Raw genomic sequence first — 26,565 nt, 5'->3', positions numbered from 1 at the left:
GATCAGTCACCACTGCTCATCGAACTGAAATGATAAAACGGCGCCTTCGGGCGCCGTTTTTGTTTGTGCGGATGGGACCTCGGCTTGAACCTCGGCCCGGCGGACGGCGTTGATGAGGGATGGAAATCGACGGGCAATGCCATTGCGGGCGGGTGACCTATCGGGCCGATATCGACCCTGAAAAAGTGTCGATCTGTCACTGCACCGATTGCCAGAACCTGACGGGCTCGCCGTACCGGGTGACGGTGATCTGTTCGGCCGAGCAGGTCCGCATAACCGGCGCGCCGGCGAAGGTCTATCCGAAGAAGGGCGACAACGGCCGGACGCGCTTTCAGCATTTTTGCGAAGTCTGCGGCTCGCCATTGTTCACCAGCGGAGACGGCGGGCCGGACGATTGGGGCATCCGCTGGGGCAGCATCCGCCAGCGCGATCAGCTCAAGCCAGTGCGCCAAATCTGGTGCCGCTCCGCCGCGCCGTGGATCCACGAGATTGGGGCGTTGCCGGGGCGGCCGGGCGACTAGTGCAACCAAGCGCGGATATCCCACCTTGCACCAAAGGGGGTCGAGAGGCTAAACAGGCGGCTTACGGGCGGCTAGCTCAGCTGGTTAGAGCATCTCGTTTACACCGAGAGGGTCGGGAGTTCGAATCTCGCCGCCTACCAGCCTTCGCCCCTGCGGGGCTTCGGCTCGGCATGCCAGCCTTCGCAGCAGTGACGCAACGTTTGCTCTCCGCAGGGGCGAAGGCCGTCGCGCCGAGCTTGAAGAGCGAAGGCGGACCGGCCTTACGCTCTTCTCATTCAACCTTGTGGGGTTGTCGTGGTAGCCGGGAGAATTAGGGGCGCTCCTCCAACCGAAACTGGCCCCACAGATTGAGGCTGCCGAGCCATCTTCTTGCGCACTACTCGGGATAGCCGGTTTTGAGCGTGCCTTGCTGAAATGGAGGAAGTTATTTCCGGCTTTATTGCATTTTGCAGCGAGTCGACCTTCGCCATAAGCTTGGAAAGCTGAGCAGATATCTTCTTCACGTCTTCATGTTCATCCGCTATCTGAGCGGATATTTTCTTCACACTGACTTGCTCATCCACGACGCTTTGTCTCAGAGAAGCAAGCGCAATTGAATCCTGCTGAAGAAGAGCTGTGTTTTGCTGCAACAGGATATTGTTCTCTTGCAGCGCGACAACGTGTTGCTGCTGAGCCGACTGAATATCCTTCAATGCGGCAACAGCCGGATCTGCCATCGGATCGGAAGCTTTCTGATGTGGAAGCAGTTCGGCCAAACGGCTGATATCCGGCAGGGTAAAATCCGGAGGCAGCGTATAGACGGCCGCCGCACTGTTTATTCCAAGAGCGAACACCGCTAGCGCCAAGACCGATTTCCGGCTCGATTGCTTGCTCGGTGCGGTGGATTCGGGTTGTTCGGTTTGGCTCTGCGTTTCCGATGCCGTGGTCACGTGTACTAACCTCAAATGAGTGAAATGAAAAAGGAGCCGTCGCTGGATCGTCCCTCGCGACGGCTCCCTTACGCGACACCCAACTAGAACTGCCTGAAATAATAGGCCTATGAGATTAATTCGGCGTTAGCGCCTCCAGGGCGCAGGCTAGCATCGAAGCTCGCTGAGCGACCACGGACCTGATCGACATCGAACCGAGCTTCCGATCACGATGCGTAATGGAGGACGCCATTACCAGCAATCTAAACGCTAACAGGTGCAGCACGGGGCGGTGCCGAGCGATGCCGGACCACCCCGCGAGCGGCCTCTACAGTTGCCCCCTACAAGTCTGGCGATACCGACGGCAATTTCCTTCGCCGCGTTCACCCAACTCATCCTTGTTGAGGCAAGCATATCTCAATTCGGCGCACACATCCCTGCGAACTGGTCGCCCGCAGGCCTCCCGATATCTGCGGCAATTTCCTTCGCCCCGCTCTCCCAGCGCGTCCTTGTTTTCGCAGGCAAGCCTCAATTGTTCGCAGCGCCCACCTCCTCGATCTACTCGGACGCCTCCCGGTCCAATCTCAATGGATTGAGAAAAGGCCGAAATCGGAATGATAAAAAGAGCGGCCGCGGCCGCGGCGCCGAACGCATATTTGCGCATCCCATTCATCTTGATCCCTCCAGGTGCTAGTGCCGGTCAGTTGCCTTGCGGCAATAGATCACGCGAAAGGCGGGATATCGTTCCGAAGGAAATGCACGAAAGTGTAGTTATGACTGTAAATTTCGGCGTACATGAACAAACTATGCGGCATCACGGCAATGATACGGCAACGGCCTGGCACAGGTGCGACGGACGTTCGAAACTGAAAAAGGAGCGCGCAAATGGACACACCGGCAAGCCACGAACAAAACGCTGACCAGGTCGCCTACTGGAACGGTCCGGCCGGACAGCGCTGGGCGGAGCGGCAGGCGGCGCAGGACGTGCTGCTCAAGCCGGTCGCCGACCTTGTCGTCGACCGGGCCAGGTTGAAGCCAGGCGACCGCGTCATCGATATCGGTTGCGGCAGTGGTGCCACCGCGATTGCGTTCGCGCAAAAGGTCGCGCCATCGGGCCATGTGCTCGGCATCGACGTATCCGGCCCGATGCTGGAGCGGGCGCGGCAGGCTGCACCGAAGGATCTGCCGATCGATTTCATCCTTGCCGACGCCACCGTCTATCCGTTCGAGCCTGCCGGCTTCGATGTCCTGGCCTCGCGGTTCGGCGTGATGTTCTTTGCCGATCCGGCGCTGTCTTTCTCGAACATGCGCAGGGCGCTGAAGCCATCGGGCCGGTTGGCGTTCGCCTGCTGGCGCGAGCCGCGCGAAAATCCGTTCTTCATGGCGCCGCTTGCGGCCGCCTACAAGCACGTGCCAAAGCTGCCGCAGCTTGGGCCGGAAGACCCCGGGCCGTTTGCGTTTGCCTCGGAGGCGCGTGTGCGCCGTATCCTGGACGCGGCCGGCTTTACCGGCGTCGAGATGGAAGCGTGTCCGCTGATGCTGGATGCAGCGATCGGCCGCGGCCTCGACGGCGCAGTGCAGGGTTCGCTGGAGATCGGTCCGGTCAGCCGTGCGCTGGACGGCCAGCCGGAAGAAGCTCGCGCTGCCGTCGCCGCTTCCATTCGCGAAGCGCTCACGCCGTTCGCGAAGGGCGACGCGGTGCTGCTGCCGGCGTCGGTCTGGATTGTGACCGCAAGGGCGTCTTAGTTGGCGTCCGCGCAAAGCTCTCTCCCCGTCATTGCGAGGAGCGAAGCGACGAAGCAATCCATGTCTCCGCATTTGCCGATGGGATGGATTGACGGAAGAGAGCGGTGCGCGGACTCGCTACGCCCTCTCTTCCCAGATCATCGCCAGATGCACGATGGTCTCCGCCGCCTTCTCCATATCTTGACGGCTGACCCATTCCAGCCGTGAATGAAAGGCGTGTTCGCCGGCAAAAATGTTGGGGCAGGGCAGGCCCATGAAGGACAGGCGCGAGCCATCGGTGCCGCCGCGGATCGAGCTTCGCACCGGTGTCAGCCCGGCGCGCTTGATCGCCTCGATGGCGTACTCGACCGTCTCGGGGTGGCGGTCGATCACCTGTTTCATGTTGCGGTATTGCGGCTTGACCTCCATCCGGTAGGTCGAGCGCGGATAATCCTTCATCACGTCTTTGACGATGCCTTCGAGCAGGGCTTCCTTTTGCTGCAGGCCCTCGTCGGTGAAATCGCGCACGATGAAGCCGATGGTGGCTTTCTCCAGCGCGCCCGAAATGCCGATCGGGTGCAGAAAACCTTCTTTGCCTTCAGTCGTCTCGGGCGAGCAGGTATCCTTTGGCAGGCGGTCGATGATGGCCGCCGCGATCTTGATGGCGTGCTCCATCTTGCCCTTGGCAAAACCGGGATGTGTCGAGACGCCTTCGATGGTGATGGTGGCGCCGTCGGCTGAAAAGGTTTCGTCCTCGATATGCCCGGCGCTTTCGCCGTCCATCGTATAGGCGAAGTCGGCGCCGAGCGTTTTCAGGTCGACCTCGTCGACGCCGCGGCCGATCTCTTCATCCGGCGTGAACAGGATCTTGATGGTGCCGTGCTTGATGTGCGGGTTTTGAATCAGGAACCGCGCCGCATCCATGATCTCGGCAAGGCCCGCCTTGTTGTCGGCGCCGAGCAGCGTGGTGCCGTCGGTCGTGATGATGTCGTGGCCGATCTGGCCGGCGAGCGCAGGATGGTCGGCAAAGCGGATCACCTGGGTGGGATCAGCCGGCAGCACGATGTCGCCGCCGCGATAGTCCTTCACGATCTGCGGCTTGACGTTGACGCCGGTGCAGTCCGGGGAAGTGTCCATATGCGAGCAGAAGCAGATTACCGGGACCTTCTTCTCGGTGGTGGCCGGGATTGTCGCGTAGACATAGCCGTGCTCGTCGAGATGGGCGTCGGTGAGCCCCATCGCCTGCAGCTCCGACGCCAGCAGGCGGCCCAAATTCTTCTGGTTCTCGGTGGACGGGCAGGTCGGCGAGGCCGGATCGGACTGGGTATCAATCACGACATAGCGCAGGAGGCGCTCGGTGACGTCGTGGGTGAAGGCGAGGTGCGAACGCGGCATGACGATCCGGAAAAGTTGAGCAAGGAAAGCGCTCTATAACAGAAAAGCGCCATTCCGGGTCCCCGCCGGAATGGCGCTTCTGTTGCCATCAGAGGAAAGGCGTTGGTCAGACCGCTTCCTTCAGTTCCTTGGCTGCGCGGAACGCGACCTTCTTGCTGGCCTTGATCTGGATCGGCTCGCCGGTGGCGGGGTTGCGCCCGGTGCGGGCGGCGCGCTTGCGGACCTGGAGGATGCCGAGACCAACGATCCTGATCCGCTCGCCCTTTTTCAGGTGTTTTGTGATCTTGCCGACCATGTCGGTCAGGATCGCCTCGGCGGCCTTTTTCGACAGGTCATGTTCCTCGGCGAGAGCTGCTGCCAGATGCTTCAGTGTGATGGTGGCTGGAGCCGCCGCTTTCTTCGCCATGTCTGGCCCTCCTCGTTGGTTGAATGGCTTTGAGCGCGTTCGTCGATGCCGGTCCGCGCTGGGAAAATGCGTTCGTGGTGACTTGAAACCCCGGTTCCGGTACAGCCGGAGCGGAGAGGATTTCAAGAAACCCAGACGTAGCAGGCCTTAAACGATTCGGATAATCGCTGCCGGCGCTGTTTTACCTGAAAACAGGCCGTTTTCTGCATCACAATCGCAGAAGCGCCCGTCTGGCGCGGGGATTCGCAACGTCCTTGACTAAGCGGGAGCGGGCCTTTATGCCCTCGGTTCTGCGCGGATCAGGATCTGATTACGGCATCCGCGGGAGTAGCTCAGTTGGTTAGAGCGCCGCCCTGTCACGGCGGAGGCCGCGGGTTCGAGTCCCGTCTCTCGCGCCATTTTCTTGATGGCTTGACGTTGATCACCGAGGCTGCCGCAAACAAAAAAGGCCGCCCGAGGGCGGCCGTTTTTATTCCAACGATATCTATATCGCTTAACGGACCGTCGAGGTGTTCGAGCTGGTGACGACCACCGGCTTACCCGCTTTTACGACCTGGGCAGTTTGGCTGTACTCAGAACCGGTCCGAGCCGAGATGCCGAAAGCCGCAACCGCGATACCGGCCACCAATGCGACAACCACGATCTTCAGGTGGGTACTGCGATCCGCCGAGTGAAAGGAGTGGTTCATGTGATGCCTCCCGGACGCCTTTGGCGTCCTGTGTTGGGAAGAGACGTACGCCCTGTCTGTTTCAGGATCGTTTCGCGGTTTCGGCAAAATGGTTTCATTCGGCTGGTTTTTGGCCGTTTTTTTGCCCGAGTATCCGTGATGTAGGTCACATACAGGCTGCGTGCCGGGTCCAGCTCGGCTCACACCGGAGCCGCACCGGGATCGAAACAGCAATAAAAACAAAGGGAAGAGCCGACGGCGACCAGTTCGGATCAGCTCGCCCGTTGGATATCGCCGCGAGATCGACCGGGCCGCCCAGATGAACAACAGGGCGCCCAACGTGGTCGTGATCGCGGCCGACAGCAGCGAATACCGCACGGCCTCCGCGCCGAAATCGACCTTCAAGGCGTCGTTGAGCATGCCGACGGCGAGCGGGCCGACGCCCTGGCCAAAGCAGGTCGCGGTCAGCAGCACGATCGCCGACGCCAGCGCCCGCATGCTCGACCTGGCGACGGTCTGCGCCACCGCAAAGATCGGCCCGAGATGGAAGCCGACCAGGAATGAGGTCAGCGCCAGCGCCGCGACCATGGTGGTGAAGTCAGGCGTCAGCATGCACAGCGCAAACACCGGGCCCGCAAGCCCCGACGTGATCGCGGGCGCCCATAATTTCCAGCGGTCATCTCGGCGGCTGACCAGCGCGACCAGCGCGAGCACGTAATATCGCCGGAGCGAGGCCTTGCGGTGGCTTCCACTTCACGCCTCACGAATGAAATTGCCCGCCTCGAACTCGACCGGTGGCGCGGTTGAATCGAAGGAGATGCCCGATCGGATCGCGGCCGGCGGCGATCGCTTCGAGCTGATCGCTCAGCATCCGCCGCGATAGAACTACTCGATGACCCCATTCGATGGGCTTATCTGATGATCGTTCTCGATGGTCCTTGGCACCGGCGCGCTTTGTTGGCAGAGGTTGCAAATGAGCCGAAAGCCGGAAAAGCAGGCCGCGGCATCGCCTGCGGCCGCCGATGTCGCGGAGTTGGCGCCGATCACCGCGATGATGTCGTCGCGGCTGATGGTGCTGGCCAATCTGCTCAAGCGCGGCGCGATCCTGCGCTACAAGAGGCTGGCGGGATTGTCCTCAGTGGAGTTCGGCCTGGTGGCCTCGCTGGGGCGGCGGCCGCCGATGAGCGTTATCCGGCTTGCGGAGGCGGTCGGCATGGACAAGGGCCAGATCAGCCGGGCGCTGGCGGAACTGGTCGCGCGCAAGCTGGTCGCCAAGGCGGTCAACCCGCGGGACAACCGCGAGACGCTGGTTTGCCTGACCAAGGCGGGGCTGGCCGCCCATGATGCAATTGTGGCAGGGGCGCAGGAGCGTAACCGGCGCCTGCTGGAACAGCTCGGCAAGGAAGAGCTGGCGGTGCTGTTCGACCAGATCGATCGCCTGACCGACACGGCCGCCCAAATGCTCGCCGACGAGAAGGATTTGAAGTGAGAATTTGGGCACCATGCGGCCCGGCCCGCGTTGGTCGGGCGAGGCAGGAACGCAACACTTTTTCGGGTTCTGCCGGCGCATCAAGGACGGACGGAGACGTGAAACCGGCTTGTCTTGCGCCCTCTGTTGCGCTGCGCTAAGCCAAGAATAATTCCAATCAACGAATCTGCGGTCAAATCCGCAGCAAAGGCACCGCCGATGAACGGCATCCTGCAAGATTACCTGCCACTTGTCGTGTTTATCGGGGTGGCGAGCCTGATCGGTCTGGCGCTCCTGATCGCCCCGTTCCTGGTCGCGTTCCAGCAGCCGGACCCGGAAAAGCTCTCCGCCTATGAATGCGGATTCAACGCATTCGACGACGCCCGCATGAAGTTCGACGTTCGCTTCTACCTGGTCGCGATCCTCTTCATCATCTTCGACCTGGAAGTGGCGTTCCTGTTCCCGTGGGCGGTTGCGTTCGGCAAGTTAGGGGCCACCGGCTTCTGGTCCATGATGGTGTTTCTCGCCGTCCTCACGGTCGGCTTTGCTTATGAGTGGAAGAAAGGCGCGCTCGAATGGGATTGAGCCCGACAGCTTTAGGCTCTTCGCCTGATATCGCGCAGGCGCCGAAGGGCATTCTCGATCCCTCGACCGGCAAGCCGGTCGGGCACAATGACCCGTTCTTCCTCGAGGTCAATCACGAGCTCTCGGACAAGGGCTTCTTCGTTGCCGCCGCGGATGATCTGATCACCTGGGCGCGCACGGGCTCGCTGATGTGGATGACGTTCGGCCTCGCGTGCTGCGCGGTCGAGATGATGCAGGTGTCGATGCCGCGCTACGACGTCGAGCGCTTCGGCTTTGCGCCGCGCGCCTCGCCGCGCCAATCCGACGTGATGATCGTGGCGGGTACGCTGACCAACAAGATGGCGCCGGCGCTGCGCAAGGTCTACGACCAGATGCCCGAGCCGCGCTACGTGATCTCGATGGGGTCGTGCGCCAATGGCGGCGGCTACTATCATTACTCGTACTCGGTGGTGCGCGGCTGCGACCGCATCGTGCCGATCGACATCTACGTGCCCGGATGCCCGCCCACGGCGGAGGCGCTGCTCTACGGCATATTGCTGTTGCAGAAGAAGATCCGGCGCATCGGGACCATCGAACGCTAAGGTTTTAGGTAATGGACGACGGCAAGCTCGATACCCTTGGGCAGACGATTGTTAGCGCGCTTCCGGGCGCGGCCACTGCCCATGCGGTTGCGTTCAACCAGCTCACCGTCACGGTCGAGGCGAGCAAGATCGTCGAGGTCGTCAAGTACCTGCGCGACGATCCCGCGCTGCGCTTCGTCAACTTCACCGACGTCACCGCGGTCGACTATCCCAGCCGCGAGAAGCGCTTCGACGTGGTCTATCATTTGTTGTCGCCGACGCTGAACGAGCGCATTCGCCTGCGAGCGGAAGCCGACGAGACCACGCAGGTGCCGTCGATCATCGACGTGTTTCCCGGTGCCGACTGGTTCGAGCGCGAGACCTACGACCTCTACGGCGTGATCTTCACTGGCCACCCCGACATGCGGCGACTGCTGACGGACTACGGCTTCGACGGCCATCCGCTGCGCAAGGACTTTCCGCTCACCGGATTCGTCGAGGTCCGCTACGACGACCAGGAGAAGCGGGTGCTTTATGAGCCGGTCCGTCTCAACCAGGAATTCCGCAAATTCGATTTCCTCTCGCCATGGGAAGGCGCGGACTATCCGCTACCCGGCGATGAGAAGGCTGAGCCGAAGGCCTGACCATGAACGAACAGAATCTCCGCAATTTCACGATCAATTTCGGGCCGCAGCATCCCGCGGCCCATGGCGTGCTTCGTCTTGTCCTTGAACTGGACGGTGAAGTCGTGGAGCGCGTCGATCCGCATATCGGGCTGCTTCACCGCGGCACCGAGAAGCTGATCGAGCACAAGACCTACTTGCAGGCGATCCCGTATTTCGACCGGCTCGATTACGTCGCGCCGATGAACCAGGAGCACGCCTTCTGCCTCGCGGCGGAAAAGCTGCTCGGCATCACGGTGCCGCGCCGCGGCCAACTGATCCGCGTCCTCTACTGCGAGATTGGCCGTATCCTGTCGCACCTGCTCAACGTCACCACGCAGGCGATGGACGTCGGCGCGCTGACCCCGCCGCTGTGGGGTTTTGAAGAGCGCGAAAAGCTGATGCAATTTTACGAGCGTGCCTCCGGCTCGCGCATGCATGCGGCCTATTTCCGCGTCGGCGGCGTGCACCAGGATCTGCCGCAGAAATTGGTCGACGATATCGATGCCTGGTGCGATCCGTTCCTGCAGGTCGTCGCCGACCTCGACACGCTGCTGACCGGCAACCGCATCTTCAAGCAGCGCAACGTCGATATCGGCGTGGTGTCGCTGCAGCAGGCCTGGGAGTGGGGCTTTTCGGGCGTGATGGTGCGCGGCTCAGGCGCCGCCTGGGACCTGCGCAAGGCGCAGCCTTACGAGTGCTATGCCGAGATGGATTTCGACGTTCCGATCGGCAAGAACGGCGACTGTTACGATCGCTACCTGATCCGCATGGAAGAGATGCGCCAGTCGGTCCGCATCATGAGGCAGTGCATCGCGAAGCTGAACTCGCCGGACGGGCAGGGGCCTGTCGTGGTCGAGGACAACAAGATCGCACCACCGCGGCGCGGCGAGATGAAGCGCTCGATGGAAGCGCTGATCCACCACTTCAAGCTCTACACCGAAGGGGTGCATGTGCCGGCCGGCGAGGTCTATGCCGCGGTCGAGGCGCCGAAAGGTGAGTTCGGCGTCTACCTGGTCTCTGACGGCACCAACAAACCTTACAAGTGCAAGATCCGCGCGCCGGGCTTTGCCCATCTGCAGGCGATGGATTTCATCTGCCGCGGCCATCTGCTCGCCGACGTCTCGGCCATTCTCGGCTCGCTCGACATCGTGTTCGGAGAGGTCGATCGGTGATGGCGCAGGCGCCCATCCAGTTTGACCGGGCCTCGGGCGTACTCGAGGGTGCGAACGCGTGGGAGCGTTTGGCTGCCGTGGCGCTGGCACTAGGGTCGAAGGTGGCGTCGAATTTTTCGCACCGCGGCTACAATCTCTGCGCCAATCTGTTGCGCACCACGCTGCCCGAGCGCGGCATCCAGATCAAACTCAATCCCGACGCCATCTTCGAATTTCCCTATGGCGACGGCTACTGGAGCAAGCTGCTCAACCGCACCTATAGCTACGAGGACGAGCTGGAGCTGCTGTTCAAGGACTCCGCCGATGTCGACTACACGCTGCTCGATTGCGGCGCCAATTACGGCTACTGGTCGGTCCTGGTGTCGAGCAAGCCGTTCGGCTCGCACAAGGCGATCGCGATCGAGCCGTCGGGGCAGAATTTTCCGAAGCTGGCCAACAACGCTCGCATCAACGGCAATCGCTTCGAGACGATGAAGTGCGCGATCGGTGCTGCGCGCGGTACCGCGCGGATATCAGGCACCAAGCATGAGGCCTTCAGCATCGCTGGCGACCAGTCGGATGGCGAGGAAGTGCCGGTCATCGCGCTCGACAATCTGCTCGATGACGGCAAGGTCGCCTCGGATGGAAAATACCTGATCAAGCTCGACGTCGAGGGCGTCGAGATCGAGGCCATGAAGGGTGGCGCGCGGTTGATGCAGATCGACAGTGTCTTGCTGTGCGAGGAGCACGGCAACGATCCCAAGCATACCGTATCGCGTTACATCCTCGAAGAGACCCCGCTGAAGCTGATCGTCTACGATCCGCGCAGCCATCGCCTCGAAACCGTGACCGACCTTTCGATTCTGGATCGGATCAAGGTTTCAACCCATGTCGGCTACAACGTGTTCGGCACCGCAAGCGCATTCTGGCTCGCCCGGATCGATGCGCTCAATGCGAAGGCCGCGCGCCGCGTGCAATGAGAGACTGAACGATGTCCGTCCGCCGCCTCGCTCCGAAGGAATTGCAGCCCGCGAGCTTCACGTTCACGGATGAAGAATCTCGCCTGGGCCAGGGCGCAGATCGCAAAGTATCCGCCGGGTCGTCAGGCCTCCGCTGTGATCGCGATCCTGTGGCGCGCGCAGGAGCAGCATGACGGATGGGTTTCGGAGGCCGCGATCCGCGTGGTCGCCGACCTGCTCGACATGCCCTACATCCGCGTGCTGGAAGTGGCGACCTTCTACACCATGTTCCAGTTGCAGCCGGTCGGCAAGAAGGCCCATGTGCAGGTGTGCGGCACCACGCCGTGCCGGCTGCGTGGCGCCGGCGACCTGATCGAGGTGTGCCAGAGCCGCATCCATCACGAGCCCTTCCATCTGTCGAAGGACGGCAATTTCAGTTGGGAAGAGGTCGAGTGCCTGGGCGCCTGCGTGAACGCGCCGATGGTGCAGATCTGGAAGGACACCTACGAGGACCTGACCAAGGAAAGTTTCGGCAAGGTGCTGGACGGCTTTGCCTCGGGCAATCCGCCGAAGCCCGGACCGCAGATCGACCGTCAGTTCTCGGCGCCTGTGGGCGGGCCGACGACGCTGAAGGAATCCACATGAGGCGTGACGCTACATTGTCCGTAAACCAGCCGGAGAAGGGCCGCGTGATGGAAAAGTCACGCTGTGCCGGGGCTCGCCTGCGCGCAGTCCAATCGCTGATCTGAGGAAGCTTCAAGTCATGCTCGACGACAAGGATCGCATCTTCAAGAACCTTTATGGCCTCCACGATTGGGGGCTGGAGGGTGCGCGCCGCCGCGGCGCATGGGACGGCACCAAGGCGATTATCGACAAGGGCCGCGACTGGATCATCAACGAGATGAAGGCCTCCGGCCTGCGGGGGCGCGGCGGAGCGGGCTTTCCGACCGGCCTGAAATGGTCGTTCATGCCGAAGGAATCGACCGACGGCCGGCCGAGCTATCTCGTAGTCAACGCCGACGAATCCGAGCCCGGCACCTGCAAGGACCGCGAGATCATGCGGCACGATCCGCATCTCCTGGTCGAGGGCTGCCTGCTGGCGAGCTACGCGATGGGCGCGCATGCCTGCTACATCTATGTGCGCGGCGAATTCATCCGCGAGCGGGAGCGCCTGCAGGCCGCGATCGACCAGGCCTATGACGCAAAACTGGTCGGCAAGGACAACGTCAACGGCTGGCCGTTCGACGTCTATGTCGCGCATGGCGCCGGCGCCTATATCTGCGGCGAAGAGACGGCGCTACTGGAAAGCCTGGAGGGCAAGAAGGGCCAGCCGCGGCTGAAGCCGCCATTCCCGGCCAATGTCGGTCTCTATGGCTGCCCGACCACCGTCAACAACGTCGAGTCCATCGCAGTTGCGCCCGACATCCTCAGGCGCGGGGCGGCGTGGTTCGCGGCCATCGGCCGGCCCAACAATGTCGGCACAAAGCTGTTCTGCGTCTCCGGTCATGTCGAGCGGCCCTGCAACGTCGAAGAGGAGATGGGAATTCCGTTCCGTGAGCTGATCGAGCGGCATTGCGGCGGCATTCGCGGCGGCTGGGACAATCTGAAAGCCGTGATCCCGGGCGGCTCGTCGGTGCGCATGGTGCCGGCCGAACAGATCATCGATACGCCGATGGATTTCGACTCTCTTAGCAAGCTGCGCTCCGGCCTCGGCACCGCCGCCGTGATCGTGATGGACAAGTCGACCGATCTGATCCGGGCGATCGCGCGCATCTCCTATTTCTACAAGCACGAGAGCTGCGGCCAGTGCACGCCATGCCGCGAAGGCACGGGCTGGATGTGGCGCGTCTTGACGCGCATGGCCGAAGGCCGCGCCCACAAGCGCGAGATCGACATGCTCCTGGAAGTGACCAAGCAGGTCGAAGGCCATACCATTTGCGCGCTCGGCGACGCTGCCGCATGGCCGATCCAGGGCCTGATCGCGCATTTTCGGCACGAGATCGAGGCGCGCATCGACCAGTATTCGCATAAGGCCGACATCGACGATGCCGGCGTGCGCGATCCCGAGAACCTGGTCGCGGCGGAGTGATGCCGATGTCGCAACCGAGCTCCTGGTGGCAGAGATATGGGACGCTGGCGCAGATGGCGCAGGCGGCCGTGGCGCTGCTCGGCTTTGTTGCGATCCTGTTCCAGATCAACGAAATCCGCACCAACAACCGCGCGACGAGCGCGCGGCAGGCGTTTCTGGGCTACACCGATCTGGCGTTCAAGAATCCGAAATTCGCGCAGCCGGACTACGAGAAGATCAAGGCGGCCGCCGGCGACGAGCAGGTCCAGTACGAGAGTTTCGTGACGTATTTCCTCTACGCCTGCGAGGAAGCGATCGGCGCGTTCGCGGGAAAGCGCGAGTGGCTGGCGTCCTGCGATTACGATCTGAAGCCGCATCTGCCGTTCCTGTGCGAAAAGAACGCGGCGCAGCCGTCCTATCTCGCTACCTATGGCGCCGAGACCCAGCGATGGATCACGGCGGCGATGAAGACCGCCAGCGTTACACCGCCAGACTGCAAGCTGGGAAAGACTTGAGACAGCAATGACCAAACTCATCATCGACGGCAAAGAGATCGATGTGCCCGCAGAGTACACGCTGCTGCAGGCGTGTGAGGCCGCGGGCGCCGAAATCCCGCGCTTCTGCTACCACGAGCGGCTGTCGATCGCCGGCAATTGCCGGATGTGCCTCGTCGAGATCAAGGGCGGCCCGAAGCCGGTCGCAAGCTGCGCCTGGGGCGTGCGCGATTGCCGGCCCGGGCCCAAGGGCGAGCCGCCGGAAATTTCCACGCGTTCGCCGATGGTCAGGAAGGCACGCGAAGGCGTGATGGAGTTTTTGCTGATCAATCACCCGCTGGATTGCCCGATCTGCGACCAGGGCGGCGAGTGCGATCTGCAGGACCAGGCGATGGGCTATGGCGTCGACACCTCGCGCTTTGCCGAGAACAAGCGCGCGGTCGAGGACAAATATCTGGGCGCGCTGGTCAAGACCTCGATGAACCGCTGCATCCAGTGCACGCGCTGTGTCCGCTTCTCCGCCGAAGTCTGCGGCACGCCGGAAATGGGCGCGACCGGGCGCGGTGAGGACATGGAGATCACGACCTATCTGGAGCAGGCGCTGACTTCCGAGCTGCAGGGCAACCTCGTCGATATCTGTCCCGTGGGCGCGCTGACCTCGAAGCCGTATGCTTTTGCCGCGCGTCCGTGGGAGCTCGGCAAGACGCAGTCGGTGGACGTCATGGATGGCGTCGGTTCCGCGATCCGTGTCGATACCCGTGGCCGCGAGGTGATGCGGATCCTGCCGCGCATCAACGAGGCGGTGAACGAGGAATGGATTTCCGACAAGACTCGTCACGTGGTCGACGGCCTGCGTACGCAGCGGCTCGACCGCCCCTATGTCCGCGAGAACGGCAAGCTTCGCGCCGCGTCGTGGCAGGAGGCCTTCGCGGCGGTCGCTGCCAAGGTCAGGATGAGCGACGGCAAGCGGATGGGAGCCATCGCCGGTGACCTCGCCGCGGTCGAGGAGATGTTTGCGTTCAAGGATCTGTTGGGCCGATACGGCTGCAGCAATCTGGCGGTGCAGGGCGGCGACGCCTTCGACCCCAAGGCGGGACGGGCAACCTACATCTTCAATCCGACTATTGTGGGCATCGAGCAGGCCGACGCGCTCCTGATCATCGGCTCCAACCCGCGCAAGGAAGCAGCCGTCCTCAACGCGCGGATCCGCAAGCGCTGGCGCACGGGTCAGCTCAAGGTCGCTCTCGTCGGCGCCAAGGCCGATCTGACCTACGACTACGACTATCTCGGCGCGGGCACGGATACGCTTGGCGAACTCGCCAGCGGCAAGCATTCCTTCGTCGAGGTGCTGAAGGGCGCCAAGAACCCGATCGTGCTGGTCGGCGCCGGTGCGCTGGCGCGCCATGACGGGGCGGCGGTGCTTTCGCTGGCGGCCAAGGTCGCGGCAGGCACGGGCGCGCTCAAGGACGGCTGGAACGGCTTTGCCGTTTTGCAGGATACCGCCTCGCGCGCGCGGGCGCGCTCGATATCGGCTTTGCGGCAGGCGCAGGTGGCCTCAACCTGGCGCAGATGACGACATTCGGCACGCTCGACGTGGTGTTCCTGTTGGGGGCGGATGAAGTGAAGGTGCCGGACGGCACGTTCGTGGTCTATATCGGCACCCATGGCGACCGCGGCGCGCACCGCGCCGACGTCATCCTGCCGGGCGCGGCCTATACCGAAAAGTCCGGCCTCTACGTCAACACCGAGGGCAGGGCACAGATCGCCAGCCGCGCGGCGTTTCCGCCCGGAGAGGCGCGCGAGGACTGGGCGATAATCCGCGCGCTGTCGGATGTGCTCGGCAAGAAGCTACCCTATGACTCGCTGCAGGCGCTGCGCCAGGCGCTGTTCAAAGCCTTCCCGCATCTGATGCGGATCGACCAGATCGAGCCCGGCAAGGCCAGTGACGTCAAGGCGCTCGCAGGCAAGAAGGGCGGCAAGGTCGACAAGACCCCGTTCAAGAGTTCGGTCGAGGATTTCTATTTGACCAACCCCATCGCGCGGGCCTCGGCGGTAATGGCGGAATGTTCCCGGCTGGCGTCCGGGAAAATGCTGACGGCAGCGGAGTGAGCGTGATCTGATGGCTGAATTCTTCGCAAGCTCGTTCTGGACCGGCTTTCTCTGGCCGCTGATCATCATGGTCGCGCAGAGCCTGTTGCTGCTCGTCGTGCTGCTGATCGCGATCGCCTACATCCTGCTCGCCGACCGCAAGATCTGGGCGGCGGTGCAAATCCGCCGCGGCCCCAACGTGGTGGGTCCCTGGGGCCTGCTGCAATCCTTCGCGGACCTCTTGAAGTTCGTGCTGAAGGAGCCGATCATCCCGTCCGGCTCCAACAAGGGTGTGTTCCTGCTGGCGCCGCTGGTGTCCTGCGTGCTGGCGCTGGCCGCCTGGGCCGTCATTCCGATGGATGCCGGCTGGGTGATCGCCAATATCAACGTCGGCGTGCTCTACATCTTCGCGATCTCGTCGCTGTCGATCTACGGCATCATCATGGCCGGCTGGTCGTCGAACTCGAAATACCCGTTCCTGGCGGCGCTTCGCTCCGCGGCGCAGATGGTCTCCTACGAAGTCTCGATCGGCTTCGTCATCATCACGGTTTTGTTGTGCGCCGGCTCGCTCAACCTTTCGGCGGTGGTGGAAGCGCAGAATGCCCGCGGTTTCGCCAGCCTGATCGGGCTGCCGCAGCTCACCATCCTGAACTGGTACGTGTGGCCGCTGTTCCCGATGTTCGTGGTGTTCTACGTCTCGGCGCTGGCCGAGACCAACCGTCCGCCGTTCGATCTGGTGGAAGCCGAGTCCGAACTGGTCGCCGGCTTCATGGTCGAATACGGCTCGACGCCGTATCTGTTGTTCATGCTCGGCGAATATGTCGCGATCACCACGATGTGCGCGCTGGCGACGATCATGTTCCTCGGGGGCTGGCTGCCGCCGGTGGCGCTGCCGCCGTTCACCTGGATCCCGGGTGTGGTGTGGTTCGCGCTGAAACTGTTCTTCATGTTCTTCCTGTTCGCGATGGCGAAGGCGATCGTGCCGCGCTACCGCTACGATCAACTGATGCGGCTCGGCTGGAAGGTGTTTTTGCCGCTGTCGCTGGCGATGGTGGTGATTGTGGCCGGGGTGCTGCAATTCGCCGGCATTGCGCCGAAGTGAGGCCATCATGAGTGTCAACGTCAACGCAACAGCTCGTGCGCTTCTCTTGAGCGAATTCGTATCGGCGTTCTTTCTCGCCATGCGCTATTTCTTCAAGCCGAAGCCGACGATCAACTATCCGTTCGAGAAGAACCCGATCTCGCCGCGCTTCCGCGGTGAGCATGCGCTGCGCCGCTATCCGAACGGCGAAGAGCGCTGTATCGCCTGCAAGCTGTGCGAGGCGATCTGCCCGGCGCAGGCGATCACGATCGAGGCCGGGCCGCGCCGCAACGACGGCACCCGCCGCACCGTGCGCTACGACATCGACATGGTGAAATGCATCTATTGCGGCCTGTGCCAGGAAGCCTGTCCGGTCGATGCCATCGTCGAGGGACCGAATTTCGAATTCGCGACCGAGACCCGCGAGGAACTCTACTATGACAAGGCGAAACTGCTCGCCAATGGCGACCGCTGGGAGCGCGAGATTGCGAAAGCCATCGAACTCGACGCGCCGTACCGGTGAGGTGAGGATATGATCCTTCCCGCACTGTTCTTCTATCTCTTCGCCGGCGTCTGCGTGGCCTCGGCCGTGATGGTAATTGTGTCGCGCAATCCCGTGCACTCGGTGCTGTATCTGATCCTGGCCTTCGTCAATGCGTCCGGCCTGTTTGTGCTGATGGGCGCCGAATTCCTCGGCATGATGCTGATCGTGGTCTATGTCGGCGCGGTCGCGGTGCTGTTCCTGTTCGTGATCATGATGCTCGATGTCGACTTCACTGAGCTGCGCGAGGGCTTCATCGAATATCTGCCGATCGGTCTGGTGATCGGCGGCATCTTCCTCGCCGAGCTGCTACTGGTTGCCGGCGGCTGGGTCATGAACCCCGACACGGCGAAATCGATCACGGCGGCGATTCCGGCCAATGTCAGCAACACCGAGGCGCTCGGACTGGTGCTCTATACGAAGTACATCCATTACTTCCAGATCGCCGGCATGGTGCTTCTGGTCGCGATGATCGGCGCCATCGTGCTGACGCTGCGCCACAAGGCGAAGGTCAAGCGGCAGGACATCAACGTGCAGAACGCGCGGACGCCGGAGCTCGCGATGGCCGTCCGCAAGGTGGCGTCGGGGCAGGGGCTGCAGGATACGGACGCGGTGGAGTGGGTGAAATGACGATCGGTCTGGGCCACTATCTCGCGGTCGCCGCCACCCTGTTCACGATCGGGATCCTCGGCATCTTCCTGAACCGCAAGAACATCATCGTCATTTTGATGTCGATCGAGCTGATCCTGCTCGCCGTCAACATCAACCTGGTGGCGTTCTCGACCTTCCTCGGCGACATCGTCGGCCAGGTGTTCGCGCTCTTGGTGCTGACGGTCGCGGCGGCTGAGGCTGCGATCGGTCTCGCGGTGCTGGTGGTCTATTTCCGCAACCGCGGTTCGATCGCGGTTGAAGACGTCAATCTGATGAAGGGCTAAAGCAGCTATGGTTCAGGCAATCGTCTTTCTGCCGCTGCTGGGCGCCATTCTGGCCGGCCTGATCGCGATTTTCGGGGCGCATGCGCGCAATCCGAGCGGCGATGAGGTCAAGCATCACGACCACGGCCATCACGACCACGGCCACGGCGATCACGCGCACGCCGCGGAGGCCCATGACGATCATGGTCACGACGATCATCACGTCTCCGAGCCGCCGGCTCAGGGCTCGCGGGCGGCCGAACTGATCACGACGGGACTTCTATTCGTATCCGCTGCACTGTCCTGGGTGGTGCTGGTCGATGTCGGCTTCATGCACCATGACGCGCGGATCGCGCTGTTTCCCTGGATCAATTCCGGCGATCTGCAGGTGTCGTGGGCGCTGCGCGTCGACACGCTGACCGCCGTGATGCTGGTGGTGGTCAACACCGTCTCCTCGCTCGTGCACCTCTATTCCATCGGCTACATGGACGAGGATCCGCACCGGCCGCGCTTCTTCGCCTATCTCTCGCTGTTCACCTTCGCGATGCTGATGCTGGTGACCGCGGATAACCTCGTTCAGCTCTTCTTCGGCTGGGAGGGCGTCGGTCTGGCGAGCTACCTCCTGATCGGCTTCTGGTACCAAAAGCCGTCGGCGAATGCGGCGGCGATCAAGGCCTTCGTGGTCAACCGTGTCGGCGATTTCGGCTTTGCGCTCGGCATCTTCGCCGTCTTCATGCTGCTGAATACCGCGGATTTCGAGACCATCTTTGCCGGCGCGCAGGGGCTCTCGGGCAAGACCATCGACTTCTTCGGCTGGCACGCCGATGCGCTGACGCTGATCTGCCTGCTGCTGTTCATGGGCGCGATGGGCAAGTCAGCCCAGTTCCTGCTGCACACCTGGCTGCCGGACGCGATGGAAGGTCCGACCCCGGTCTCGGCGCTGATCCACGCCGCGACCATGGTGACGGCGGGCGTATTCATGGTGGCGCGGCTGTCGCCGCTGTTCGAGCTGGCGCCCAACGCGCAGGCCGTGGTGATGTTCTTCGGCGCCACCACCGCGTTTTTTGCCGCGACCGTCGGCCTCGTCCAGAACGACATCAAACGCATCGTCGCCTATTCGACCTGTTCGCAACTCGGCTACATGTTCGTGGCGATGGGAGCCGGAGCCTATTCGGTCGGCATGTATCACCTGTTCACCCACGCCTTCTTCAAGGCGCTGTTGTTTTTAGGCTCGGGCTCGGTGATCTACGCGATGCACCACGAGCAGGACATCCGCAACATGGGCGGGCTGTGGCGCAAGATCCCCTACACCTATGCAGTGATGGTGATCGGCACGCTGGCGCTGACCGGCTTCCCGCTGACGGCGGGCTATTTCTCCAAGGACGCGATCATCGAGTCGGCTTATGTGGCGCACAACCCGTTCGGGTACTACGGCTTCGCGATGACGGTGGTCGCGGCCGGCCTGACCTCGTTCTATTCGTGGCGCTTGATCTTCAAAACGTTCCACGGCGAGCCGCACGACCAGCATCATTACGAAGCGGCGCATGAATCGCCGATGTGGATGCTGGTCCCGATCGGGATTCTCGCCGCAGGCTCGATCCTCGCCGGCTTCCCGTTCTACGAGGTATTCGCCGGCCACGGCGTGGGGGAATTCTTCCGCGAGTCGCTGAAGATGCATCCGAACATCATCGACGAGATGCACCACATTCCGAAGACCATCGTCTATCTGCCGACCGTCATGATGGGGATTGGCCTTTATATCGCTTACGTCTTCTACATCCGCCGGCCATATCTGCCGGTCGAACTCGCCAACCAGCACCAGATGCTCTACCATTTCCTGCTCAACAAATGGTACTTCGACGAGCTCTATGAAATCATCTTCGTTCGCCCGGCGAAGTGGCTCGGCCGCTTCCTGTGGAAGAAGGGCGACGGTTTCGTCATCGACGGCTTCGGCCCGGATGGTGTCTCGGCGCGCGTGCTCGACGTTACCCGCAATGTAGTGAAGATCCAGACCGGCTACCTCTATCACTATGCTTTTGTGATGCTGATCGGTGTCGCGGGGCTGATCACCTGGTTCATGTTCGGCTTGGGAGGCCAGTAATGACAACCTGGCCGATTCTTTCCGTCGTCACCTTCCTGCCGGTGCTCGGCGCGCTGGTGATCTATCTCAGCCGTGGCGACGACGAAGCCGCGCAGCGGAACGCGCGCTGGATCGCGCTGTGGACCACGCTGGTCACCTTCGCGGTGTCGCTGATTCTGGTCTGGCGCTTCGATGCCGCAAGTGCGGACTTCCAGTTCGTCGAAAAAGCGAACTGGCTCGCCAGCGGCATCAGCTATCACATGGGGGTCGATGGCATCTCGCTGCCGTTCGTGATTCTGACCACGGCGCTGATGCCGCTCTGCATCATTGCGAGTTGGAAGTCCGTCACCAATCGCGTGCGCGAATACATGATGGCGTTCCTGTTCCTGGAAACGCTGATGGTCGGCACATTTTCGGCGCTCGACCTCGTGCTGTTCTATCTGTTCTTCGAAGGCGGCCTCATCCCGATGTTCCTGATCATCGGCGTCTGGGGCGGTCCGCGCCGGGTCTACGCGTCGTTCAAGTTCTTCCTCTACACGCTGCTCGGCTCGGTCCTGATGCTGCTCGCGATCATGGCGCTGTACTGGAATGCCGGCACCACCGACATCCCGACCCTGATGCAAACCGCCGTGCCGCGTAGCTTGCAGACCTGGGCGTGGCTGGCGTTCTTTGCCTCGTTTGCGGTGAAGATGCCGATGTGGCCGGTGCACACCTGGTTGCCCGACGCGCACGTCGAGGCGCCGACGGCAGGCTCGGTGATCCTGGCCGCGATCCTGTTGAAGATGGGCGGCTACGGCTTCCTGCGCTTCTCGCTGCCGATGTTCCCCCTGGCGTCGCATGATTTTGCGCCGCTGATCTTCTCGCTGTCGGTGATCGCCATCGTCTACACCTCGCTGGTGGCGTTGATGCAGGAAGACATCAAGAAGCTGATCGCCTATTCGTCGGTGGCCCATATGGGCTTCGTCACCATGGGCATCTTCGCCGCGACCACGCAAGGCGTGGCCGGCGGCGTGTTCCAGATGGTGTCGCACGGCATCGTCTCCGGCGCGCTGTTCCTGTGCGTCGGCATCGTCTACGACCGCATGCATACCCGCGAGATCGTGGCCTATGGCGGTCTCGTCAACCGGATGCCGCTCTACGCACTGGTGTTCATGGTGTTCACCATGGCCAATGTCGGGCTGCCCGGCACGAGCGGTTTCGTCGGCGAGTTCATGACGCTGCTCGGCACCTTCAAGGTCTCGATCCCGACCGCGACCTTTGCCACCCTCGGCGTCATCCTGTCGGCGGGCTATGCGCTGTGGCTCTATCGCAAGGTCGTGTTCGGCGCGCTGACCAAGCCGTCGCTCGCCAGCATCAAGGACCTGACGCCCCGCGAAAGCCTGACGCTGTTCCCGCTGGTGGCGTTGACCATCCTGTTCGGCGTCTATCCGAAGCCGGTGCTCGACATGTCGGCGGCCTCGGTTCAGCAACTCGTCAACAACTACAACGCCGCCGTGACTGCCGTGAAGGCAGCCGCGCTGATCCAGTAAGGCCTTCGCCATGAGCTTTTCGAGTGCAGGTTATCAGTTGCTACCGGTATTGCCGGAGCTGGTGCTCGCCGTCGGCGCCATGGCGCTGTTGATGCTCGGCGCGTACCGCGGCGGCGGGGAGACAACGAAAATCGTCACCGGCCTCGCGGTCGTGCTGCTGGTCGTCACCGGCGCGCTGGAGCTGATGTTGCCCGCCGGCAAGCTCACGACCTTCGGCGGCAGCTTCATCGTCGACGATTTTGCCCGCTTCTTGAAGATCCTTGCGATCATCGGCTCAGCGGTGACGCTGATCCTGTCGACGGAGTTTCTGTCCGATCCGTCCCGGCGCATTTTCGAATATTCGATCCTGGTGCTGCTCTCCACGCTCGGCATGATGGTGCTGATCTCGGCCGCCGACCTGATCATGCTCTATCTCGGGCTCGAGCTGATGTCGCTCGCGCTCTATGTGGTCGCCGCCTCCAACCGCGACAACGCCAAGTCGACCGAAGCCGGGCTGAAGTATTTCGTGCTCGGCGCACTGTCCTCGGGCATGCTGCTCTATGGCGCTTCGCTGATCTACGGTTTCACCGGCACAGTCGATTTTGCCGGCATTGCGGCAGCGGTGAAGACCGGCAGCGTGGGCATCGTGTTCGGCCTCGTGTTCCTGCTGGCCGGGCTCTGCTTCAAGGTATCCGCCGTGCCGTTCCATATGTGGACGCCTGACGTCTATGAGGGTGCGCCGACGCCGGTCACGGCGTTCTTTGCATCGGCGCCGAAGGTCGCAGCCCTTGCGGTTTTCACCCGCGTGACGCTGACCGCTTTCCCCGGCATCGTGCCGCAATGGCAGCAGATCCTCGTGTTCGTCGCGATTGCCTCGATGGCGCTGGGTTCGTTCGCCGCGATCGGGCAGAAGAACATCAAGCGCCTGATGGCCTATTCGTCGATCGGCCATATGGGGTTTGCGCTGGTCGGGCTTGCCTCGGGCACAGTGGAGGGCGCGCAGGGCGTGCTGGTCTACATCGCGATCTATGTCGCGATGACGCTGGGCTCCTTCGCCGTCATCCTGACCATGAAGCGCAACGGGCAGGCGGTCGAGCAGATCAGCGATTTCGCAGGCCTGTCGCGCACCAATCCGATGCTGGCGTTCTTCTTTGCCATGCTGCTGTTCTCGCTGGCCGGCATTCCGCCGCTCGCGGGCTTCTTTGCCAAATGGTACGTGTTCGTGGCCGCGATCAAGGCGGGCCTGTTTACGCTCGCCGTCATCGGCGTTCTGACCAGCGTGGTGGGCGCGTTCTACTATCTCACCATCATCAAGCTGATGTATTTCGACGAGCCGGCCGGCCAGGTCGAACCGATGCGCATCGAGCTGCGCACGGTGCTGGCGGTTGCAGGTATCTTCAACATCTTCTTCTTCGTCTATCCGGGGCCGCTGGTCAGCGTCGCCACGGCCGCGGCGAAATCGCTGTTTTAGACGCATGATCCCCGAAAGGTGGCCCCGGGTTTCGGAGAAGATCATGCGCAGAAACTGGAAATGACTTTCTCGCTCGGTCCCAAAGCCACATCGGCGGGCTACCGTCTCGCCGCCTTCGACCAGATCGGTTCGACCAACGCCGAAGCCATGGCGCGCGCCCGTAACGGCGAAATTGGGCCGATGTGGTTCGTGACAACGGAGCAGACCGCGGGGCGCGGCCGCCGGCAGCGCGCCTGGAGCGCGCCGCGCGGCAACCTCGCCAGCAGCATTCTGGAAGTCATGGATGTGTCGCCGGCCGTGGCGGCGACGCTTGGCTTTGCCGCCGGGCTTTCGCTGGAAAGCGCGCTGCAGAAACTCAGCATCGAGGCCAATATGCGCCGGGCCGGCGCGGACTCACTGAAGTTCGCCCTCAAATGGCCGAACGACGTGCTGGCGGAGCGGCAGAAGCTCGCCGGGATCCTGCTGGAGGCTGAAGCCGTGGCGGGCAGCCGTCTCGCCGTGGTGGTCGGCATCGGCACCAATGTCATTGCCGCGCCCGAGGGCACGCCGACGCCGGCGACCTCGCTTGCCGCGCTCGGCGTCCATGTCGGCGCGGAGGAGCTTTTCACGGCGCTGTCGGACGCCTGGGTTGAGTTTCGCGGCATCTGGGACAACGGCCGCGGCTTTGCCGAAATTCGGAAAGCCTGGCTGGAGCGTGCCTTCGGTCTCGGCGAGCGGGTCGCGATCAACACGGGAACCGCGACCGTCGAAGGCGCGTTCGACACCATCGACGAGAGCGGCTGCCTGATCGTTCGCAACGCCGATGGCAAGCGCGCCGCCGTCGCGGCGGGCGAGGTCTATTTTGGCGCGGCGGCGTCGGTGGGGGCAGCCTGATGGCGCGGCCGGATGAACTGACCTTTGCGCCGCTTGGCGGTGTCGGCGAGATCGGCATGAACCTGTCGATCTACGGGCTCGGCAACCGCCATCAGCGGTCCTGGCTCGCGGTCGATCTCGGCGTCTCCTTCGGCGACGAGGAGCATCTGCCGGGCATCGACCTGATCATGCCCGATATTCGCTTCCTGGAGAAAGAGCGCAACAACCTGATGGGCCTGGTGCTGACGCACGCCCATGAGGACCATTTCGGCGCCATTATAGACCTCTGGCCGAAGCTGCAATGCAAGGTCTATGCGACCAAATTCAGCGCTGCGCTGTTCGAGGCCAAATGCGCCGCCGAGCGCAACCCGCCGAAAATCCCAGTGACAGTGGTGCCGTCGGGCGGCCGCATCGAGGTTGGGCCGTTCACCGTCGAGTTCATTCCGGTCGCGCATTCGATTCCTGAATCGCATGCGCTGGCGATCCACACTTCCGTCGGCACCGTCCTCCATACCGGCGACTGGAAGATCGATCCGACCCCGATCATCGGTCTGCCGACCGACGAGCGCCGCCTGCGCGAGCTTGGCGATGAGGGCGTGCTGGCGCTGGTCGGCGATTCCACCAATGCGGTGCGGGACGGACGCTCGCCCTCGGAAACCGAGGTCGCGGCCACCATCAAGAAGCTGGTCGGCGCGGCCAAGGGCCGGGTCGCCGTCACCACCTTTGCTTCCAACGTCGCGCGGGTGAAAGCGGTGGCAGACGCTGCCAAGGCCGCCGACCGCGAGGTGGTCGTGGTCGGCCGCGCCATGGAGCGCGTGGTGCAGGTCGCCCGCGAGACCGGCTATCTCGATGGCGTGCAGAATTTTCGCGGCGCCGACTATTACGGCCATTTCCCGCCGGACAAGGTGCTGGCGCTGTGCACCGGTAGCCAGGGCGAGCCGCGCGCCGCGCTGGCCCGCATCGCCAACAACGACCACCCGCAGGTGACGCTGAACAAAGGCGACAGCGTGATCTTTTCCTCGCGCACCATTCCCGGCAACGAGAAGGCGGTCGCCTCCATCATCAACGGGTTGATCGTTCAGGGCATCGAGGTCATCACCGACCGGAACGATCTCGTCCACGTCTCCGGCCATCCGCGCCGTGACGAGCTGCGCGACATGATCTCATGGGTGCGCCCGCAGATACTGATCCCCGTCCATGGTGAGGCGCTGCATCTGTCGGAGCACGCGAAGCTCGCCCGCGCGGCGGGCGTGCCGAAGGTAATGACCTGCCGTAATGGCGATCTGGTCAAGCTCGGGCCCGGTGATCCCGGCATCATCGACGAATTGCCGTCGGGGCGGCTCTACAAGGACGGCGCGATCCTGGAGGACTCCAAATCCCGCGCTGTGGTCGAACGGCGCCGGATGGGGTTTGCCGGTTGCGCCTTCGTGGCGATTGCCATGACCGACAAGGGCGAGTTGGCCGACGATCCCGAGGTTGATCTCGTCGGCATCCCCGAGAAGAATACCGCCGGCGAGCTCATCGACGAGATCGTATTCGATTTGGTGGTCTCTACGGTTGAAGGCCTGCCGCGGGCGCGGCGCCGTGACGCGGACGCCACGGCGGAATCGGTGCGGCGCGCGGTGCGGGCGGTCATTGCCGAGAATTGGGGTAAGAAGCCGATTTGCCTCGTTCACGTTCTAACGGTTTGAGGTAAAAGATCTTTCGGGCGGACACTGGTCCTCGCCGGGAGCGCTAGAGGCAGGGAGTGGAGTAATCATGCTGGGCCGGCTCAATCACGTCGCGATCGCAGTCAAGGACGCGGAAAAGGCCGCCAAGATCTATGGCAGCGCGTTCGGCGCGGAAATTTCCGGCGCGGTGCCGCTGCCGGAGCATGGCGTCATCACCGTGTTCGTGACCCTGCCCAACACCAAGATCGAGTTCATCCAGCCGCTTGGCGATGCCTCGCCGATCGCCAAATTCGTCGAGCGCAATGCCGACGGCGGCATTCACCACATCTGCTATGACGTGCCCGACATCATCGCCGCGCGCGATAGACTGATCAGCGAGGGCGCGCGCGTGCTCGGCGACGGCGAGCCGAAGATCGGCGCGCACGGCAAGCCGGTGCTGTTTTTCCACCCGAAGGATTTCTCCGGCGCGCTCGTCGAAATCGAACAGGCTTGAATACTGATGGCTTACAGCATCTCCACCGCGCTTGCGATCTACTTCGTGCTGTGGTGGGTCGTGCTGTTCACGACGCTGCCGTTCGGCGTCCGCAGCCAGCACGAGGACGGCGAGGGCGCGGGCCAAGTTACTCCTGGCACCGATCCCGGTGCGCCGGTCATGGCGCGGATGGGCTGGAAGCTGATGTGGACCACGATTGTTTCGGGCGTGATCTTCGGCATCGGGATGTGGGCCTATCACCAGGGCTATCTGAATATCGAGCGGCTGTCGAAACTGATGGGGCTGCCGTTCTAAC

Annotated in this window: 25 protein-coding genes, 2 tRNA genes and 3 pseudogenes; 25 read left to right on the top strand and 5 right to left on the bottom strand. The window is 62.7% G+C overall.

Annotated elements, in window-relative coordinates:
- Window positions 1-119 precede the first annotated feature (119 nt).
- Together ACFXS9_RS15020 and ACFXS9_RS15015 are read left to right on the top strand one after the other, a co-directional pair.
- Window positions 120-521, top strand: coding sequence for a GFA family protein (locus ACFXS9_RS15020; RefSeq protein WP_392689961.1), 402 nt, complete (start codon window positions 120-122; stop codon window positions 519-521).
- Window positions 522-586: 65 nt separating this feature from the next.
- Window positions 587-661: transfer RNA gene (locus ACFXS9_RS15015), tRNA-Val, on the top strand.
- 135 nt (window positions 662-796) lie between these two features.
- Here the strand turns inward: ACFXS9_RS15015 and ACFXS9_RS15010 are convergent.
- Window positions 797-1,450: a hypothetical protein gene (locus ACFXS9_RS15010; RefSeq protein ID WP_392689960.1), complete on the bottom strand. Its 654-nt coding sequence runs from the start codon at window positions 1,448-1,450 to the stop codon at window positions 797-799.
- 864 nt (window positions 1,451-2,314) lie between these two features.
- Here ACFXS9_RS15010 and ACFXS9_RS15005 point away from each other — a divergent pair.
- Entirely contained in the window at window positions 2,315-3,175 is an 861-nt protein-coding gene (locus ACFXS9_RS15005) for a class I SAM-dependent methyltransferase (protein WP_392689958.1), read from the top strand.
- A 117-nt stretch (window positions 3,176-3,292) separates the two neighbouring features.
- Here ACFXS9_RS15005 and pepT read toward each other — a convergent pair whose 3' ends face one another.
- Entirely contained in the window at window positions 3,293-4,549 is a 1,257-nt protein-coding gene (gene pepT, locus ACFXS9_RS15000) for a peptidase T (protein WP_392689956.1), read from the bottom strand.
- Window positions 4,550-4,655: 106 nt separating this feature from the next.
- On the bottom strand, window positions 4,656-4,955 hold the full coding sequence (locus tag ACFXS9_RS14995; RefSeq protein ID WP_057844275.1) for an HU family DNA-binding protein: 300 nt from the start codon (window positions 4,953-4,955) through the stop codon (window positions 4,656-4,658).
- Between the two features lie 321 nt (window positions 4,956-5,276).
- Between ACFXS9_RS14995 and ACFXS9_RS14990 the strand changes: the two genes are divergently transcribed.
- Window positions 5,277-5,353 (top strand) — tRNA-Asp (locus tag ACFXS9_RS14990).
- A gap of 95 nt (window positions 5,354-5,448) precedes the next feature.
- Here ACFXS9_RS14990 and ACFXS9_RS14985 read toward each other — a convergent pair.
- Window positions 5,449-5,643 carry a hypothetical protein gene (locus tag ACFXS9_RS14985; RefSeq protein ID WP_028345774.1) on the bottom strand — a complete coding sequence of 65 codons (195 nt, stop codon included), beginning with the start codon at window positions 5,641-5,643 and terminating at the stop codon, window positions 5,449-5,451.
- 251 nt (window positions 5,644-5,894) lie between these two features.
- Window positions 5,895-6,327 (bottom strand): annotated as a pseudogene (locus ACFXS9_RS14980) (MFS transporter); the annotation flags it as partial.
- A 268-nt stretch (window positions 6,328-6,595) separates the two neighbouring features.
- On the opposite strand from ACFXS9_RS14980, the gene ACFXS9_RS14975 reads away from it, so the two are divergent.
- The 21 genes and pseudogenes from ACFXS9_RS14975 to ACFXS9_RS14875 all read left to right on the top strand — a co-directional run bounded on the left by ACFXS9_RS14975 (window position 6,596) and on the right by ACFXS9_RS14875 (window position 26,564).
- Window positions 6,596-7,111, top strand: coding sequence for a MarR family winged helix-turn-helix transcriptional regulator (locus ACFXS9_RS14975; protein WP_392689953.1), 516 nt, complete (start codon window positions 6,596-6,598; stop codon window positions 7,109-7,111).
- A gap of 198 nt (window positions 7,112-7,309) precedes the next feature.
- Window positions 7,310-7,675: an NADH-quinone oxidoreductase subunit A gene (locus ACFXS9_RS14970; protein WP_028345777.1), complete on the top strand. Its 366-nt coding sequence runs from the start codon at window positions 7,310-7,312 to the stop codon at window positions 7,673-7,675.
- Window positions 7,666-8,256 carry a NuoB/complex I 20 kDa subunit family protein gene (locus ACFXS9_RS14965; RefSeq protein ID WP_392689951.1) on the top strand — a complete coding sequence of 197 codons (591 nt, stop codon included), beginning with the start codon at window positions 7,666-7,668 and terminating at the stop codon, window positions 8,254-8,256. The genes ACFXS9_RS14970 and ACFXS9_RS14965 overlap by 10 nt, the downstream gene beginning before the upstream one ends.
- Before the next feature lie 11 nt (window positions 8,257-8,267).
- Window positions 8,268-8,879 carry an NADH-quinone oxidoreductase subunit C gene (locus ACFXS9_RS14960; protein ID WP_392689949.1) on the top strand — a complete coding sequence of 204 codons (612 nt, stop codon included), beginning with the start codon at window positions 8,268-8,270 and terminating at the stop codon, window positions 8,877-8,879.
- Between the two features lie 2 nt (window positions 8,880-8,881).
- Window positions 8,882-10,072, top strand: a complete 1,191-nt coding sequence (locus tag ACFXS9_RS14955; RefSeq protein WP_392689947.1) for an NADH-quinone oxidoreductase subunit D — start codon at window positions 8,882-8,884, stop codon at window positions 10,070-10,072.
- A complete protein-coding gene (locus ACFXS9_RS14950) occupies window positions 10,072-11,031 on the top strand; it encodes an FkbM family methyltransferase (RefSeq protein ID WP_392699796.1) in 960 nt (319 codons plus the stop codon). The genes ACFXS9_RS14955 and ACFXS9_RS14950 overlap by 1 nt, the downstream gene beginning before the upstream one ends.
- Window positions 11,032-11,042: 11 nt before the next feature.
- Window positions 11,043-11,655, top strand: a pseudogene (gene nuoE, locus ACFXS9_RS14945) (NADH-quinone oxidoreductase subunit NuoE).
- 118 nt (window positions 11,656-11,773) lie between these two features.
- Entirely contained in the window at window positions 11,774-13,099 is a 1,326-nt protein-coding gene (gene nuoF / locus ACFXS9_RS14940) for an NADH-quinone oxidoreductase subunit NuoF (protein WP_392689945.1), read from the top strand.
- Window positions 13,100-13,104: 5 nt separating this feature from the next.
- Complete coding sequence (locus ACFXS9_RS14935) at window positions 13,105-13,593, top strand: hypothetical protein (protein WP_392689943.1); 489 nt, start codon at window positions 13,105-13,107, stop codon at window positions 13,591-13,593.
- Between the two features lie 7 nt (window positions 13,594-13,600).
- A pseudogene (gene nuoG / locus ACFXS9_RS14930) lies at window positions 13,601-15,681 on the top strand (NADH-quinone oxidoreductase subunit NuoG).
- A gap of 10 nt (window positions 15,682-15,691) precedes the next feature.
- On the top strand, window positions 15,692-16,762 hold the full coding sequence (gene nuoH, locus ACFXS9_RS14925; protein ID WP_057844286.1) for an NADH-quinone oxidoreductase subunit NuoH: 1,071 nt from the start codon (window positions 15,692-15,694) through the stop codon (window positions 16,760-16,762).
- Between the two features lie 7 nt (window positions 16,763-16,769).
- Window positions 16,770-17,264, top strand: coding sequence for an NADH-quinone oxidoreductase subunit NuoI (gene nuoI, locus ACFXS9_RS14920; protein ID WP_028345787.1), 495 nt, complete (start codon window positions 16,770-16,772; stop codon window positions 17,262-17,264).
- Window positions 17,265-17,273: 9 nt separating this feature from the next.
- Window positions 17,274-17,912 carry an NADH-quinone oxidoreductase subunit J gene (locus tag ACFXS9_RS14915; protein WP_392689940.1) on the top strand — a complete coding sequence of 213 codons (639 nt, stop codon included), beginning with the start codon at window positions 17,274-17,276 and terminating at the stop codon, window positions 17,910-17,912.
- On the top strand, window positions 17,909-18,217 hold the full coding sequence (gene nuoK / locus ACFXS9_RS14910; protein WP_028345789.1) for an NADH-quinone oxidoreductase subunit NuoK: 309 nt from the start codon (window positions 17,909-17,911) through the stop codon (window positions 18,215-18,217). The genes ACFXS9_RS14915 and nuoK overlap by 4 nt, the downstream gene beginning before the upstream one ends.
- A gap of 7 nt (window positions 18,218-18,224) precedes the next feature.
- A complete protein-coding gene (gene nuoL / locus ACFXS9_RS14905; RefSeq protein WP_392689938.1) occupies window positions 18,225-20,297 on the top strand; it encodes an NADH-quinone oxidoreductase subunit L in 2,073 nt (690 codons plus the stop codon).
- The gene (locus tag ACFXS9_RS14900) at window positions 20,297-21,805 is read left to right on the top strand and encodes an NADH-quinone oxidoreductase subunit M (protein ID WP_392689936.1); all 1,509 of its coding nucleotides are present in this window, start codon (window positions 20,297-20,299) and stop codon (window positions 21,803-21,805) included. The genes nuoL and ACFXS9_RS14900 overlap by 1 nt, the downstream gene beginning before the upstream one ends.
- 10 nt (window positions 21,806-21,815) lie before the next feature.
- Window positions 21,816-23,255 carry an NADH-quinone oxidoreductase subunit NuoN gene (gene nuoN / locus ACFXS9_RS14895; protein WP_392689934.1) on the top strand — a complete coding sequence of 480 codons (1,440 nt, stop codon included), beginning with the start codon at window positions 21,816-21,818 and terminating at the stop codon, window positions 23,253-23,255.
- Between the two features lie 60 nt (window positions 23,256-23,315).
- Window positions 23,316-24,128 carry a biotin--[acetyl-CoA-carboxylase] ligase gene (locus tag ACFXS9_RS14890; RefSeq protein ID WP_392689932.1) on the top strand — a complete coding sequence of 271 codons (813 nt, stop codon included), beginning with the start codon at window positions 23,316-23,318 and terminating at the stop codon, window positions 24,126-24,128.
- Window positions 24,128-25,798 (top strand): ribonuclease J, encoded by a 1,671-nt coding sequence (locus ACFXS9_RS14885; protein WP_392689930.1) that lies wholly within the window; start codon window positions 24,128-24,130, stop codon window positions 25,796-25,798. The genes ACFXS9_RS14890 and ACFXS9_RS14885 overlap by 1 nt, the downstream gene beginning before the upstream one ends.
- Before the next feature lie 67 nt (window positions 25,799-25,865).
- A complete protein-coding gene (gene mce / locus ACFXS9_RS14880; RefSeq protein WP_392689928.1) occupies window positions 25,866-26,270 on the top strand; it encodes a methylmalonyl-CoA epimerase in 405 nt (134 codons plus the stop codon).
- Between the two features lie 6 nt (window positions 26,271-26,276).
- The gene (locus ACFXS9_RS14875; protein ID WP_392689926.1) at window positions 26,277-26,564 is read left to right on the top strand and encodes a DUF1467 family protein; all 288 of its coding nucleotides are present in this window, start codon (window positions 26,277-26,279) and stop codon (window positions 26,562-26,564) included.
- Window position 26,565: the final 1 nt, after the last annotated feature.

It is taken from the genome of Bradyrhizobium sp. RDI18, from assembly GCF_043203335.1.
In the GTDB taxonomy this organism is placed as follows: Bacteria; Pseudomonadota; Alphaproteobacteria; order Rhizobiales; family Xanthobacteraceae; genus Bradyrhizobium; species Bradyrhizobium retamae.
Note: the sequence above shows the minus strand (reverse complement) of the source record. Positions and strands in the feature narration are given on the sequence as shown.

What these genes read in the sequence shown, in the direction of transcription:
- ACFXS9_RS14935 (WP_392689943.1), top strand. Translation starts at nt 13,105, where the DNA reads ATGTCGCAACCGAGCTCCTGGTGGCAGAGATATGGGACGCTGGCGCAG.
- ACFXS9_RS14890 (WP_392689932.1), top strand. Translation starts at nt 23,316, where the DNA reads ATGACTTTCTCGCTCGGTCCCAAAGCCACATCGGCGGGCTACCGTCTC.
- nuoI (WP_028345787.1), top strand. Translation starts at nt 16,770, where the DNA reads ATGAGTGTCAACGTCAACGCAACAGCTCGTGCGCTTCTCTTGAGCGAA.
- ACFXS9_RS15020 (WP_392689961.1), top strand. Translation starts at nt 120, where the DNA reads ATGGAAATCGACGGGCAATGCCATTGCGGGCGGGTGACCTATCGGGCC.
- mce (WP_392689928.1), top strand. Translation starts at nt 25,866, where the DNA reads ATGCTGGGCCGGCTCAATCACGTCGCGATCGCAGTCAAGGACGCGGAA.
- ACFXS9_RS14995 (WP_057844275.1), bottom strand. Translation starts at nt 4,955, where the DNA reads ATGGCGAAGAAAGCGGCGGCTCCAGCCACCATCACACTGAAGCATCTG.
- ACFXS9_RS14970 (WP_028345777.1), top strand. Translation starts at nt 7,310, where the DNA reads ATGAACGGCATCCTGCAAGATTACCTGCCACTTGTCGTGTTTATCGGG.
- ACFXS9_RS14885 (WP_392689930.1), top strand. Translation starts at nt 24,128, where the DNA reads ATGGCGCGGCCGGATGAACTGACCTTTGCGCCGCTTGGCGGTGTCGGC.
- ACFXS9_RS14985 (WP_028345774.1), bottom strand. Translation starts at nt 5,643, where the DNA reads ATGAACCACTCCTTTCACTCGGCGGATCGCAGTACCCACCTGAAGATC.
- ACFXS9_RS14975 (WP_392689953.1), top strand. Translation starts at nt 6,596, where the DNA reads ATGAGCCGAAAGCCGGAAAAGCAGGCCGCGGCATCGCCTGCGGCCGCC.
- ACFXS9_RS14950 (WP_392699796.1), top strand. Translation starts at nt 10,072, where the DNA reads ATGGCGCAGGCGCCCATCCAGTTTGACCGGGCCTCGGGCGTACTCGAG.
- ACFXS9_RS14965 (WP_392689951.1), top strand. Translation starts at nt 7,666, where the DNA reads ATGGGATTGAGCCCGACAGCTTTAGGCTCTTCGCCTGATATCGCGCAG.
- ACFXS9_RS14960 (WP_392689949.1), top strand. Translation starts at nt 8,268, where the DNA reads ATGGACGACGGCAAGCTCGATACCCTTGGGCAGACGATTGTTAGCGCG.
- ACFXS9_RS14915 (WP_392689940.1), top strand. Translation starts at nt 17,274, where the DNA reads ATGATCCTTCCCGCACTGTTCTTCTATCTCTTCGCCGGCGTCTGCGTG.
- ACFXS9_RS14955 (WP_392689947.1), top strand. Translation starts at nt 8,882, where the DNA reads ATGAACGAACAGAATCTCCGCAATTTCACGATCAATTTCGGGCCGCAG.
- ACFXS9_RS15005 (WP_392689958.1), top strand. Translation starts at nt 2,315, where the DNA reads ATGGACACACCGGCAAGCCACGAACAAAACGCTGACCAGGTCGCCTAC.
- nuoF (WP_392689945.1), top strand. Translation starts at nt 11,774, where the DNA reads ATGCTCGACGACAAGGATCGCATCTTCAAGAACCTTTATGGCCTCCAC.
- ACFXS9_RS14900 (WP_392689936.1), top strand. Translation starts at nt 20,297, where the DNA reads ATGACAACCTGGCCGATTCTTTCCGTCGTCACCTTCCTGCCGGTGCTC.
- nuoH (WP_057844286.1), top strand. Translation starts at nt 15,692, where the DNA reads ATGGCTGAATTCTTCGCAAGCTCGTTCTGGACCGGCTTTCTCTGGCCG.
- pepT (WP_392689956.1), bottom strand. Translation starts at nt 4,549, where the DNA reads ATGCCGCGTTCGCACCTCGCCTTCACCCACGACGTCACCGAGCGCCTC.
- ACFXS9_RS14875 (WP_392689926.1), top strand. Translation starts at nt 26,277, where the DNA reads ATGGCTTACAGCATCTCCACCGCGCTTGCGATCTACTTCGTGCTGTGG.
- nuoN (WP_392689934.1), top strand. Translation starts at nt 21,816, where the DNA reads ATGAGCTTTTCGAGTGCAGGTTATCAGTTGCTACCGGTATTGCCGGAG.
- nuoL (WP_392689938.1), top strand. Translation starts at nt 18,225, where the DNA reads ATGGTTCAGGCAATCGTCTTTCTGCCGCTGCTGGGCGCCATTCTGGCC.
- nuoK (WP_028345789.1), top strand. Translation starts at nt 17,909, where the DNA reads ATGACGATCGGTCTGGGCCACTATCTCGCGGTCGCCGCCACCCTGTTC.